Origin of the sequence: Micromonospora sp. WMMD1082, assembly GCF_029626175.1 — a bacterium.
Lineage (GTDB): Bacteria > Actinomycetota > Actinomycetes > Mycobacteriales > Micromonosporaceae > Micromonospora.
Genome location: NZ_JARUBM010000002.1, coordinates 541,574 through 554,729 on the forward strand (window position 1 = coordinate 541,574; position 13,156 = coordinate 554,729).

A 13,156-nucleotide genomic window follows, 5' to 3' on the forward strand; every position below is an offset into this window, starting at 1 on the left:
TAGGAGCAGCAGCGTGACAAGCACCGACGACGCCAAACAGTCCGTTCGGCGACGCGTCTGGGACCTCTTAGAACGCGAAGGCGCCGCACCGCCCGGGGTCCACGGCCACATCCCCGACTTCACCGGCAAGAAAGACGCAGCGGCCCGACTCGCAGAACTGGAGGCATGGAAGAAGGCACGCGTCATCAAGTGCAATCCCGACCGCGCCCAGCTACCCGTCCGGGTACGCGCACTCCAAGAGGGCAAACTGCTCTACATGGCAGTCCCACGACTCGCCACACCGAAGCCCTTCTACCTGCTCGACCCGGCGGTGCTGACAGCCCCGTACGAGACTGCCGCCACGAGCACAGGCGCGCCCGAGATCGCCCCCACAGTCGGCCCCGACGAGATGCAGCCGGTGGACCTGATCGTGTGCGGCAGCGTCGCGATCGGCCGACGTAACGGCGTACGGGTCGGCAAGGGAGCCGGCTACTCCGACCTGGAGATCGCACTCCTCACCGAAGCCGGGCTCGTGACCAAGGACACCACCATTGCCACCACTGTCCACCAGAGCCAACTCCTCGACGAGGAACTGCCCCACGCCGATCACGACTTCAGCGTCGACTACGCGATCACCCCCGCAGAGGTCGTCGCATGCGAGCCTGGCCGGGAGCGACCGTCCGGCATCCTCAGAGAGCACCTCCGCCCCGAACAACTCGACAACATCCCCGTCCTGCGCTGATTATCCGCCGTACCCCCGCGTCCACCGCCGGCCGCCCCGATCCAACGGCCGCCGACCGCTCAGGCAACGATGGCGTACGCGAAGGGCCTCCGAGGGCCGTACCGGCGCCGGCCCATCGTGCTGCGACGGCCGCGCGTTGACGGCCGGCACCGTCCGGTGCCGGCCGTCGTGTCCGTGCGGGGTGGCGTCCGGGCGCGGTTCGCCCGGCCACCGAGGGTGTCAGTGTGCGGGAGTGTTCTGGTACGCCGCGAGCAGCCAGCGACCGTCGCGCTTGGTGAGCAGCCAGGAGGCGCGGATCTCGCGCTCCTCGCTGACGGTGTCCTCACCCGGCGCCAGCACACCACCCTTGGTCAGCACCAGAGCCGTGTCGGCGCTGAAAAAGGTCACCTGGAAGGGCTGGCCGGTGACCTGGGTTCCCTGGTAGGGGCCGGCGAACCCGGTGGCCATGAAGTCCCGGATCTCGTCGCGGCCCCGGAGGAAGATGCCGGGCAGGATCATGGTGCCATCCGGGGTGAACACGTTGGCGAAGGCGTCGGCGTCGTGCCGCTGCCAGGCCGCGACGATCTGTTGGGAAATGGCGGCAACGGCCGCCTGATCCTCGGCGGTGGGCTGGGCAACTGCCGACGTGCTGGACGGGGACATCGAGTGCTCCTTCTGCACTGGCGGGCGGCCCGGGTGGACGGCCCGAAGGGCGGGGCTGGTCAGAGGTAGAGCGTGTTGGGGGCGAGTCCGGCCAGCACCCGCCCGTACAGCTCCGCGTTGGTGTCGGGGTTCATCAGCGCGTGCAGGTTGACCGCCTGCGCGTCGTGCAGGATCCGCCGCATGGGCACCGAGCTGTAGATGGAGGATCCGCCGGAGGCGGCGGCGAGGATCTCCACCGACTCCCGGGCCCGCCGGCAGGCCGCGCCGATGTCCGCTCGGGCCCGGGTCCGCTCCAGCAGGGTCCAGTCGCTGCCGTCGGCCGCCTTCGTGTCGACCAGGTCGGCCAGCCGGAGGGCGTGGAACTCCGCCTCGTCGGCGCGCATCACGGCGTCGGCCAGTTGCAGGTGGGTCAGCGGGGCATCGCCCTGGCTGGTGTAGTCGGTGTAGGTGATCTTCCGGTCGGGCAGCCGCTCCAGGAAGGTCTCCTGCCCGGCCCGGGCCAGACCGAGCACGGTGCCCACCGATGAAGCGGCCGCCACCGGCAGCAGCGGCGGCCGATAGATGGCCGATTCGGCGTTGCGCTGTGACGCGGACTGGCCCTGTACGACGGCGCCCAGGGGCATCACCCGCGCGGCGGGGACGAAGACCTCCTCGGCGACGGTGCTGACGCTGCCCGTGCCCCGCAGGCCCGAGGTGTGCCAATCGTCCACCACGTGCAGGTCCGACATCGGCACCAGGGCCATGATCGGCATCGGCTCCTTGTCACCGTCGACGAGCACGGCGATGATCTCCTGCCAGTGGCTGTGCAGGGCGCCGCTGATGAAGCCCCACTTGCCGTTGACCACGATCCCACCGGCCGTGGGGGTGGCCATCGCGGTCGGGCTGAGCGTGCCGCAGATCCGCACGTCGGGGGTGGCGAAGACCTCGTCCTGCACCTCGTCCGGGAACTGGCAGGCCATCCAGGTGGGGATCCAGTACACCGACGTGGTCCAGGAGGTGGCGCCGTCGCCGCGCCCCAGCTCGGCGGCCACCTCCACCAGGGTCCGGGTGTCGGACTCGTAACCGCCGTACCGCAGCGGAGTCCTGAGTTTGAAGAAGCCGGCCTCGGCCAGCGCCTCGATCGTCTCGTCGGGCAGCCGCCGGTGCTGCTCGGCCCACTCCGCGTTGCGGCGCAGCACCGGCAGCAGATCGACTGCCCGCTGGACGAGTTGTTCCCGGGTGGGAACGGCGGTCTGCAACACGATTGTCTCCTCGGGGATTGGTCGGACCGCAGCCGCGATCTGGGTGGTTCGTGCCGGCGGCACGGGCGCTGGCGACTCCGGCGGTGCTCACTGGTGTTCGGGTGCCGCACCACAGGGCGGGTGACCCACCGCCCCCATCGACGATCGCAGCCACCACCGCGACGGCGCATCTTCGGGCGTGCGGCGCTGGCGCGGACCCGGGTCCGCGATCAGCCGACGGCGCGAGCGAACGCCCGTACGTCGGAGGTGTAGAGATCCGGCTCCTCCAGCGCGGCGAAGTGCCCGCCGCGGTCGAACTCGTTCCAGTGGACGATGGTCGGCAGGTCCCGGTCGGCGAGGCGGCGCAGCGGCAGGAAGATGTCCTGCGGGAAGACGGCCACCCCGATCGGAACCGTCACCGGGGCCGGTGCGACGCCGGTGGTGATATCGCGCAGCCCGGCGGCGTCCTCGTAGTACAGCGCGGCGGAGGTGCCGGCCGTGGCGGTGAGCCAGTAGATCGAGACCAGGGTCAGCAGCCGGTCCCGCGACACGGCGTCCTCGGGCACCTTGGCGGAATCGGTCCACTCCTTGAACTTCTCCACGATCCAGGCGAGCTGCCCGACCGGGGAGTCGGTGAGCCCGTAGGCGAGCGTCTGGGGCCTGGTCGCCTGCAGCTTCATGTAGCCGGAGAGTTCAGCGTCGAAGCGCGCCATCCGACCGAGCCGTTCCTGGTCGGACTCGTTGAGCCCGGTCAGCTCCTCCGGGTCACCCGAAGGGAACGTCATGAGCATGTTGACGTGGACGCCGGCGGCGTGCTCGGGATCGACCCGGCCGAGTTCCATGGAGATGACAGCGCCGGCGTCGCCACCCTGGACCAGGTAGCGGTCGTAGCCCAGCCGGCGCATCAGCTCCGCCCAGGCGCGGGCGATCCGGGCCGGCCTCCAGCCGGGGGCGGCGGGCCCGGAGAACCCGAAGCCGGGCAGGCTGGGAATGACCAGGTGGAAGGCGTCGGCCGGATCACCACCGTGCGAGCGGGGATCGGTCAGCGGGCCGATGACGTCCAGGAACTCGGCGACCGAACCGGGCCAGCCATGCGAGATGATCATGGGACGAGCGTCCGGCTCCGGCGACCGTGCGTGCAGGAAGTGCACGTTCGCACCGTCGATCTCGGTGACGAACTGGGGGTATCGGTTGAGCTCGGCTTCGGCGGCGCGCCAGTCGTACGTCGTGCGCCAGTACTCGGCCAGCTCACGCAGGTAGCTCACCGGTACGCCACGGTCCCACCCGTCGTCGGCGAGCGCGGCCGGCCAACGGGTCTCGGCCAGCCGGCGGGCCAGATCGTCGAGGTCGGCCTGAGGGATGTCGATTCGGTACGGTCGCATGGGCAGGCCCTTTCCGGGGTTGACATGTCGGACTCGGAGTGGTTCGGCGGACCACTGATTCGGCCCGCGACGCGTCGTGGTGCGTCCCGGCGTCGGCGGCCCGGCCACGGTGCCGGGCCGCCGACGCCGGATCAGGCGCCGTCGCGGCCCGAGACCCTGCGACGGGACCGGGCCCCGGCCTGCGTCGGCGTCGTGGTGGCCGAGGCCGAGGTCGGCGTCGGCTCCGTGCTGGCCGACGTCGGGGTTGGCTTCGGCGCGGTGCCGGCCGACGTCGAGGTCGGCGTCTTGGGTGCAGCCGGTGCCGGCGGTCGCGCCGACTGCCGGTCCCGGGACAGTCGCAGCACCCGACGCACCATGCTCGGGCGCATGAGTGCGCTCGGCGGTTCGACAAGACCGGCCACCCGCATGAACGCCGAGGTCACTGCCGGGTCCTTGGTCGCCGCGTACTGCACCCGGCTGAGGTAGGCGTTGCCCAGCCGCACCTTCACCGGCCGGTCACCGGGCACGTCGGGGAAGTCGAGGTCACCGCCGGTGGAGATCTGCCAGGGCGTGTCCACCACCCGCGCGATGTCGCGCAGGAACGCCTTGGAGTCGGGCGGAGTGCCGCGCAGCAGCAGGCGACGCAGCGCCATCACCTCGATCGCCGCGACCGACATACCCTGGCCGTAGACCGGGTTGAAGCTGCATACCGCGTCCCCGAGCACCAGCAGCCGTTCCGGGAACCGGGTCAGTCGTTCGTAGTGGCGGCGCACGCTGGCGGGGAAGGTGAAGGCCACCGGGTCGGTGAGCGGCTCGGCGTCGCGGATGCCGTCGTAGACGTCCGGCACCGGCAGCGAGCGGACGAAGTCGAGGAAGCCGTCCGGGTCGGTCGGCGGCTGGTCGCCCAGTATGCCGGTCAGCGACACGATGCACTCGTCCGGCCCGACCTGGCCGAAGAACGCGCCCCGGGGGTGGGCGGGTGAGGCGACCGGGTTGATCGACTGCACGCCGTCGAACATCTCCGGCCGGCTGCGGTACATCCGGGTGGTGTACGTCAGACCGATCTTCATCTTCTCCTCGACCGGCCGGTCGTAGCCCAGCTCTTGCAGCCAGACCGGGAGACGGGAGCCACGTCCGGTGACGTCGACCACGAGGTCCGCGTCGAGGACGCTCTCCTGGCCCGTCGCCACGTCCCGTAGCGACACCCCGGTCACCCGGCTGTTGTCGGGGACGGCGCGCAGCCCGGTCAGTTCGGTGAGTTGCCGGTAGGTGACGTTCGGCAGCGCCGCGACCCGGCCACGCAGGTACTCCTCCAGCACCGGGCGGGGTGCGGTGATCGACAGCAGGCCGGTACGGGCCGGTTGGAGTCGACGACCGTCGAAGAACCAGCGCATCTCCCCCATGTCGCCCACCGGGAACCCCCGGGCCTGGAGGTCACCGCGCAGCCCGGGAAAGAGCTCGGTGAGGATGAGGTAGCCGCGACCGTGCAGACCGTGGGCATGCCCGGTGTGCGGGGCGCCACGGCGCGGCTGATCGACGCCGAGCACCTCGTCGCGCTCCACCACGACGACCTCGCGGTAGTGGTCGGCCAGGACTCTGGCCGCGAGGGTGCCGGCCATGCTGCCGCCGAGCACGACCGCACGCTGACCGACCACCGGACCGGCGGCGTTCGCCGGCACCGCGTCGGCGTCGGCCTTCCGGGCGGTGCGCAGCGCGCCGAGGATGATGCCGGGCTTCATGAGCGCGGTCGGCGGGTCGACCAGTCCGGCCACCCGGAAGAACGCGCTGGTGAAGCGGCCGTCGCGCTGGGCCGCGGTGTGCAGGCGCCCCATGAAGGCGCCGCCGAGCCGGTCCTTGACGGTCCGAGGTCCCTCGACCCCGGGGAAGGCCAGGTCGGCGCCGACGGAGGTCTCCCAGGGGCCGTCGATGATGGGACGGATCGCCTTGAAGTACTCGATCGGTCGTACCGGGCCGGCGTCGAGGTGCTCGCCGAGGGCGGCGGCCTCCATGGCGGCCACCGTCATGCCCTGGCCGTAGACGGGGTTGAACGAGCACACCCCGTCGCCGATGACCAGGAGCCCCTGGGGAAACCGGGTCAGTTTGTCGTAGCGGCGACGGATGCTGGCCGGGATCTTGAACCCGTTGATCTCGCCCAGCGGTTCGGCGTTGCGGACCGCCTGGTAAATCTCCGGCGCGTCCAGCGTCCGGGCGTACTCAAGGAAACCCTCCGGGTCTCGGGGCGGGTGGTCACCGAGCATCCCGGTCAGCGAGAGCAGGGCGATGTTGTCCGGGAACCGGCCGAAGAACGCTCCTCGGGGATTGGCCGGCGAGGCGACCGAGTTGATGGCCAGATCGGTGCCGAACGGGTTGCTGTTGAGCCGGAAGTAGCGCGACACGTAGGCCAGGTCGATCTTGACCCGTTCCTCCTCCGGTCGCTGGTATCCCAGCTCGGCCAACCAGACCGGCGTGCGGCTGCCCCGCCCGGTGGCGTCGACGACCAGGTCGGCGGTGAGCGACTCCGGTGACGACTGCCCCTGCTCACCGCTGAGCTGCACGCCAGTGACCTGGCTGCGATCCGGGGTGACGGTGAGGCCCTGCACGGCCGTACCCTCGCGCAGCCGCACGTTGGGCAGGCCCAGGACGCGGGCCCGGACGTGCGCCTCCAGCGTCGGCCGGTTCGCGTTGACGCTGAACAACCCGGAGTACGCCTGTTGGAGCGGCCGACCGTTGAAGTACCACCGCAGATCCCCGGAGAGATCGCAGGTCTGCACTCCGTGTGCGGTCAGCTCGGCCTGAAGGCCGGGCAGAAGATCCTCGATCACCTCGTGCCCACGCGCCAGCAGCGCGTGGGCGTGATGGGCCTGGGGAACACCACGCCGTGCTTCGGTGACGTCGACGATCGTGTCGCGTTCGACCAGGACGACCTCGTCGTACCGGTCTGCCAGCACCCGAGCCGCGAGCAGCCCGGCCATTCCACCACCGAGCACGACGGCTCGCGTGCCTGGCTGTTCACGCATCCCGGGTTACCTCCACTGTGCAGCGGGAACGCCTGTCCGGTCGGACAGCGCGGCATTGATGCAAAGGGCGAGAAACCGCTCAAATCCGCGGACTCGGCGTATATCTCCTATGGTCGGCAGCGGCTCCGGGCGCCGCACCTCTTGTCGTGCGCACCGCACCGCGGCCAGCTATCGAGGACCGGTCCGATCGCGCGGGTACTCAGGGCCGCCCTGCCTCGCCGTGCCCAGCTGCTCGTCGCCCATCTGCTTCCTCTCTGCGGGTACGCCGGGACGTGGGCCGTCGTCGCCCCTGACGTGCGGCTGGGGCGTCGGGATGCTCGTCGATGCGGGTGGTGTGGCGCGGCGCCCGGCGGCGCCGACGCAGGTGGCGGTCAGCTCAGACCGGCGGCGCCGACGCAGGTGGCGGTCAGCTCAGACCGGCGGCGTCGAGGGCCCGCCCGGCCATCGGCCGGGTCCGTCTGCCCCGGCAGAACCGGCGGATGTCGGCCACCAGCAGATCCGGCTGTTCCATGGCGGGGAAGTGGCCGCCACGCTCGTACTCGGTCCACTGCTGGATGTTCGGGAAGTCGCGATCAGCGAACCGGCGGACCGGCAGGAACATGTCGTGCCCGAACACCGCGACGGCCAGCGGCACCGGGTTCGGGTACGGCCGGGCGCCGACCGCCGTGCAGGGCAGCAGCTCGACCAGCTCCCGGTAGAGCTGGGCGGAGGAGCCCGCCGTCGCGGTGAACCAGTAGATGGCGACCGTGGTCAACAACTGGTCGCGGTCGACCGCCTCCTCGGGTACGTCGGCGGAGTCGGCCCACTCGCGGTACTTCTCCACGATCCAGGCGAGTTGGCCGACCGGCGAGTCGGTCAGCGCGTACGCCACGGTCTGCGGCCGGGTGGCCTGGACCTTCATGTAGCCGACGAGGTCGGCGTTGAAGCGCGGCACCAGCGCCATCCGCGCCTGATCCGCCTCGTCCAGCTCGGCCAGTTCACCCGGCTCCGACGGGCCGGTGAGCAGCATGTTGACGTGCACACCCAGCACGTGCTCCGGGTCGACGTCGCCGAGGTCGAGGGAGACCGCGGAGCCGAAGTCGCCGCCCTGCGCGACGTACCGGTCGTAGCCGAGGCGGCGCATCAGCTCGGCCCAGGCCCGGGCGATGCGCATGGTGTCCCAGCCGGTGCCGGGCAGGCTGGAGAACCCGTACCCGGGCAGCGACGGGATGACCAGGTGGAAGGCGTCGGCCGGGTCGCCGCCGTACGCGCGGGGATCGGTCAGCGGGCCGATCACCTTCAGGAACCCCGCCACCGACCCGGGCCAGCCGTGCGTCAGCACCATCGGCAGTGCGTCCGGCTCCGGCGAGCGTACGTGCAGGAAGTGCACGGTCGCCCCATCGATGGTCGTGGTGAACTGCGGGTACCGGTTGAGCCGGGTCTCGGCGGCCCGCCAGTCGAAGCCGGTACGCCAGTAGTCGGCCAGCTCCCGCAGGTACGCCCCCGGCACGCCGCGAGCCCAGCCGCCCCCGTACGGCTCGGCCGGCCAGCGGGTGGCCGCGATCCGGCGGTGCAGGTCGTCGAGGCTGTGCTGCGGGATCTCGATGCGGAACGGTCGGATCGCCTCGTCCACCGGCCCCGTCACCGGGACCGCCCCGCCAGCGCGCCGTCGGCGTCGAGCCGAAAGACCACGTCGAGCAGCTCCGTGCCGTGGGCGCCCCACACCGTGCAACCGGGTCCCCGCACGATGACGCAGCGCTCCCGGCGTGCCCCGCTCTGGTGCGGGTGCAGGAGCATCCGACGATCGAGCTCCTCCAGTTCCTGGGCGGGCCGGTTCACCGCCGGAAGATCGTTGACGATCGGCATGAAGCTCTCCTTCGGGCCGGGGTTAGGGCCATGCTTGGCCACGGCTCGCACCGGTCGCACCTCTCACATTGCGGTGCCGGCGAGCGCAATCCGCGAGATGCCGCAGGGTCGTACCAATGCCACGATGCCCTGGGTGCGGTCTGCCGCTCGTCCGGTTTCCGGGCGGCGCCGGCGCGGTCTCAAGCCGCGTGGTCGGGCTTGCGGCGGGCCGCGCCGTGACCCTGTGAGGGAGGGGCCATGTCCGACGCGCTGAGATGCACCGTCGTCATACCGACCTACAACCGTTCGGAACTGCTGCGGCACAGCCTGGACTCGCTGACCCGGCAACGGATGCCCGCCAACCAGTTCGAGGTAATCGTCGTCGACGACGGCTCCACCGACGACACCGCAGACGTCGCCACCAGCTTCCAGGACCGCCTGGACCTGCGCTACCACTACCAACCCGACGAAGGATTCCGCGCCGCCGCCGCCCGCAACATCGGCATCGCCGACGCCCGTTCTCCGATCTGCGTCTTCACCGACTCCGGCGTCATGCTGCACGCCGACAACCTGAACCAGCACGTCGCCAGCCATCAGAGCACCACCGGCCCGGCGGCCGTGCTGGCGTACGTCTACGGCTGCACGGACACCGGGGAGTACAGCAGGCTGGTCGCGGAATGCCTCGATGTGGACGATCTCGACGGCAGCATCGCACGAATGCAGGCCAAACGGGAATGCCGCGACATCCGCGAACTCTTCTACGACCGCTACGGCGAAGACCTCACCCGCATCCCCGCCCCCTGGCAAATCTTCTGGACCGGCAACGTCTCCGCCCAAACCACCCAACTACGCGCCGTCGGCGGCTTCGACGAACAGTTCCGCACCTGGGGCGGCGAAGACCTCGACCTCGGCTACCGACTCCACCTCAACGGCGCCACCTTCATCTTCAACCGACAAGCCAAAGCAGTACACATACCGCACGAGAGGGTGCTGCACACGGTGATCGAGAGCGGCGAGCGCAGCCACCGCTACATGGCCGAGAAGTATCGGACGCCGGTCATCGACCTGCTCGCCGACCTGCCGATGGAGCGATACTTCGACTTCAACGAACTCGTCGCCGGTCTGCCGGCACAGCCCACTACTTGATGACGAACGCGACATCCATCACGAGGTCGTCCGGGCCGGCCGCGACGAAGTCGGTGAAGTACACCTCGCGTGCCGCGTCCGCCTCCACCAGGCCGTGCTGCTCCAGATACTCCGCCACCGCCGCGAAGGCCTCACCGACCTGCGGCGGCACCGCCTGCGACTTCGTCAGCCGCACGAACACCTCATGGTGCGCCGGTTCGCGACGTACGGTCGCGGCCACCGGCACCGCCGGCTCCCGGTGGATCGGCATGCAGGTCTCCACCGTGATGTTCTCCGGGTCGAACTCGTCATCCCGGTAGATCGTGAACGTCGGGCCCGCCACCCCACCGTGCTGTTCGGCGAGTTCCGTCAACCGTTCCATGGTCGCGCGCAGGTGGTCGGCCAACTCAGCCTGACTCAACCGCTCGTGAAGTTCGCAGAGCACCAGCTGCTCCGCCACCTCACGCCGCTCTATCCGGAACATCCGAACCTCCGATGGGTTGATACGAGATCGCCGGCGCGGGGCATACCGGGCCATCGACAACTATAGCCTAGCGTCGATTGCTTCCGATGTGGTGGATTAGCTGGTCAGGGCGGGCGTGAAAGGGCAATCAACGAGATGCCCGGCCAGTTGTTCCCGGGCCAGGATGCCTGCAGTGCGGCCGGACGGCCCGGCCGTCGCAGCCCCGGTACCCGCGACCTGTCCCAGGCGTCGCACGCCGTGACGTGAGCCGCGCACCGTGCCCCCGAGTCCACAGGGAGAAACCGTGTCCGACGCGCTGAGATGCACCGTCGTCATACCGACCTACAACCGTTCGGAACTGCTGCGGCACAGCCTGGACTCGCTGACCCGGCAACGGATGCCCGCCAACCAGTTCGAGGTAATCGTCGTCGACGACGGCTCCACCGACGACACCGCAGACGTCGCCACCAGCTTCCAGGACCGCCTGGACCTGCGCTACCACTACCAACCCGACGAAGGATTCCGCGCCGCCGCCGCCCGCAACATCGGCATCGCCGACGCCCGCTCCCCCATCTGCGTCTTCACCGACTCCGGCATCATGCTGCACGCCGACAACCTGAACCAGCACGTCGCCAGCCATCAGAGCACCACCGGCCCGACCGCCGTGGTGGCGTACATCTACGGTTTCTCCAGCGATGACACGAACATCGACGTGGTCAGGGAACGCCTCGACGTGGACGATCTCGACGGCAGCATCGCACGAATGCAGGCCAAACGGGAATGCCGCGACATCCGCGAACTCTTCTACGACCGCTACGGCGAAGACCTCACCCGCATCCCCGCCCCCTGGCAAATCTTCTGGACCGGCAACGTCTCCGCCCAAACCACCCAACTACGCGCCGTCGGCGGCTTCGACGAACAGTTCCGCACCTGGGGCGGCGAAGACCTCGACCTCGGCTACCGACTCCACCTCAACGGCGCCACCTTCATCTTCAACCGACAAGCCAAAGCAGTACACATACCGCACGAGAAGGCCTTCGATCAGTCGATGCGCGCCGCCACGCGCAACTACCACTACATGGCGGAGAAGTACGGCTCGCCAGTGATGCGGATCCTGGCCGAGCTGCCGCCGCGGCGGTTCCTCGACTTCAACGAGTTGGCCGCCGCGGCGATCTGAGCGCTCGGTCCGCCCTCAGCCGGCCGGCACCGGCGCCGGGCACCGCACGTTGCCACGCGGCAGTTCACCGGAGATCAGGTAACGGTTCGCCCGATCCTTCAGGCAGTCGCTGCCATAGAACGGATAGAGCTCGTGGCCCCGGAGGTCGTCGACGACGAGCCGGGAGCCGCGCAGCGCGGTGGCGACCGCCCGGGCATTCGACAGTGGGACGATCGAGTTGCCGGTCGCACCGAGAACCAGCGCCGGCGGGGTGTGCCGACCGCCGACCGTCACCCGGTTGTCCTTGCGCGACGACCAGAACGCGCAGGGGAAGATGTTGGCGGCGGCGACGCCGAAGTTCGGGAACGGCGGCACGTACCTCTGCAGGTCCCGCCAGTACGACTCGACGTTGGTCCGCCAGGGGCTCTCGGCGCACATGTACGCGGTGCTCACGGCGGTGTGGTTGTCCACCGGCACCCCCGACACGCCGGGACGGACGGAGGGATAGAGCGGCCACGGCGCGGGCGGCGCATCGCCACTGCGGATCGCGGCCAGATTGGCCGCCATCGGCCACGCGAAGGCATCGAAGAACACGCCGAGGATGGTGTAGTAGACCAGTTCGTCTCCCGTCCACTCGCGGCCGCCGGCGTGCCAGGGAGCGTTCTTCCACATGTCCGACACGTTCCGCTCGACCTGCGCCGCCGTGTCGCCCAGACCGAACTCGTCGTCGCGGTCGGCGATCCAGGCGGCGAACTCGTCGAGACCGCTCTCCATCAGCGCGATCCGCTCAAGCCGGGACGGCTGCCACAGCTTGCTCGGGTCGAGGGGGTTGTCCAGCACGAACCGGTCGGTCTGGCGCGGGAAGAGGGTGGCGTAGATGGCGCCGACCGTGCCCAGGGCGTCCGCACCGAGGAAGCTGATCCGCCGTTCCCCGAGGGCGATCCGGATGACGTCCATGTCCCGGGCGATGTTCGCCAGGGTGGCGTGCGGCAGCGCCCAGCCGGCGTGCTTCTGGCAGTCCCGGGCGTACTGGCGTGCCTCGACCACATGCAGCTCGAACTCGGACCGGGACTGGGCGCCCCGATTCCAGAACCCCTCCGGCTCCTCCATCGGATACCCACAGGTGATCGGGGTGCTCTGCTCCAGGAAGCGCACGTCGAACCCGATCAGGTCGTAGCGGGCCCGCACCTCGGGCGTCATCAGGTTCGTGTAGTCCTCGGGCAGGTACACCCCGCCGTGCTGGCCCGGTCCGCCACGGGCGCTGAGCAGCACGCCGCGCCGCTGGCCCGGGTCGGTGGCCGGCAACCGCGAGATCATCACCTCGATCTTCCGGCCCCGCGGGTTACGGTGGTCCAGCGGCACCTTCACGCGGGCGCAGCGCAGCTCGGGGCCGCTGCTGCCAGCGCAGGCGCCCCACTTCAGTCGCTGCGCTGGCGGCTGGGCTGCGGTGCCCGGGGCGGCCGACGCCGGTGCCGGCAGGGCCGCGCCCAGCAGCACCGCGGTCAACGCGGCACCGAGCACGGATCTCCAACGGGTCATCTGGTTCCTCCTGTCTGGACCCACGGGTCGGTCAGCGGCGGCGCCGCGACACTCCGGGGAGTCATCTGGGTCGGTCGCCCGGCCACCG

The 13,156-nt window shown here is 70.1% G+C and carries 9 protein-coding genes and 3 pseudogenes; 3 read left to right on the plus strand and 9 right to left on the minus strand.

What is annotated here, in order from left to right:
• Positions 1 to 13 precede the first annotated feature (13 nt).
• Positions 14 to 721: a 5-formyltetrahydrofolate cyclo-ligase gene (locus O7615_RS02670; RefSeq protein ID WP_278175578.1), complete on the plus strand. Its 708-nt coding sequence runs from the start codon at positions 14 to 16 to the stop codon at positions 719 to 721.
• A gap of 219 nt (positions 722 to 940) precedes the next feature.
• Here O7615_RS02670 and O7615_RS02675 read toward each other — a convergent pair whose 3' ends face one another.
• The 7 genes and pseudogenes from O7615_RS02675 to O7615_RS02705 all read right to left on the minus strand — a co-directional run.
• Positions 941 to 1,363, minus strand: a complete 423-nt coding sequence (locus tag O7615_RS02675; RefSeq protein WP_278175580.1) for an SgcJ/EcaC family oxidoreductase — start codon at positions 1,361 to 1,363, stop codon at positions 941 to 943.
• 59 nt (positions 1,364 to 1,422) lie between these two features.
• Positions 1,423 to 2,601: an acyl-CoA dehydrogenase family protein gene (locus O7615_RS02680; protein ID WP_278181956.1), complete on the minus strand. Its 1,179-nt coding sequence runs from the start codon at positions 2,599 to 2,601 to the stop codon at positions 1,423 to 1,425.
• Between the two features lie 212 nt (positions 2,602 to 2,813).
• A complete protein-coding gene (locus tag O7615_RS02685) occupies positions 2,814 to 3,965 on the minus strand; it encodes an epoxide hydrolase family protein (RefSeq protein ID WP_278175581.1) in 1,152 nt (383 codons plus the stop codon).
• Between the two features lie 338 nt (positions 3,966 to 4,303).
• Positions 4,304 to 5,599: pseudogene (locus tag O7615_RS02690) on the minus strand (FAD-dependent monooxygenase); the annotation flags it as partial.
• Positions 5,600 to 5,665: 66 nt separating this feature from the next.
• Positions 5,666 to 6,961: pseudogene (locus O7615_RS02695) on the minus strand (FAD-dependent monooxygenase); the annotation flags it as partial.
• Between the two features lie 406 nt (positions 6,962 to 7,367).
• Positions 7,368 to 8,561 carry an epoxide hydrolase family protein gene (locus tag O7615_RS02700; RefSeq protein WP_278181957.1) on the minus strand — a complete coding sequence of 398 codons (1,194 nt, stop codon included), beginning with the start codon at positions 8,559 to 8,561 and terminating at the stop codon, positions 7,368 to 7,370.
• A 71-nt stretch (positions 8,562 to 8,632) separates the two neighbouring features.
• A pseudogene (locus O7615_RS02705) lies at positions 8,633 to 8,806 on the minus strand (aspartate aminotransferase family protein); the annotation flags it as partial.
• 237 nt (positions 8,807 to 9,043) lie between these two features.
• Here O7615_RS02705 and O7615_RS02710 point away from each other — a divergent pair.
• Positions 9,044 to 9,931 (plus strand): glycosyltransferase, encoded by an 888-nt coding sequence (locus O7615_RS02710; protein WP_278175583.1) that lies wholly within the window; start codon positions 9,044 to 9,046, stop codon positions 9,929 to 9,931.
• On the opposite strand, the gene O7615_RS02715 is transcribed toward O7615_RS02710, so the two are convergent.
• Positions 9,924 to 10,394, minus strand: a complete 471-nt coding sequence (locus tag O7615_RS02715) for a GyrI-like domain-containing protein (RefSeq protein WP_278175584.1) — start codon at positions 10,392 to 10,394, stop codon at positions 9,924 to 9,926. The genes O7615_RS02710 and O7615_RS02715 overlap by 8 nt on opposite strands.
• Before the next feature lie 283 nt (positions 10,395 to 10,677).
• Here O7615_RS02715 and O7615_RS02720 point away from each other — a divergent pair, with 283 nt between their 5' ends.
• On the plus strand, positions 10,678 to 11,550 hold the full coding sequence (locus O7615_RS02720; protein WP_278175585.1) for a glycosyltransferase: 873 nt from the start codon (positions 10,678 to 10,680) through the stop codon (positions 11,548 to 11,550).
• Positions 11,551 to 11,565: 15 nt separating this feature from the next.
• Here O7615_RS02720 and O7615_RS02725 read toward each other — a convergent pair whose 3' ends face one another.
• Entirely contained in the window at positions 11,566 to 13,068 is a 1,503-nt protein-coding gene (locus tag O7615_RS02725; protein WP_278175586.1) for an alpha/beta fold hydrolase, read from the minus strand.
• Positions 13,069 to 13,156: the final 88 nt, after the last annotated feature.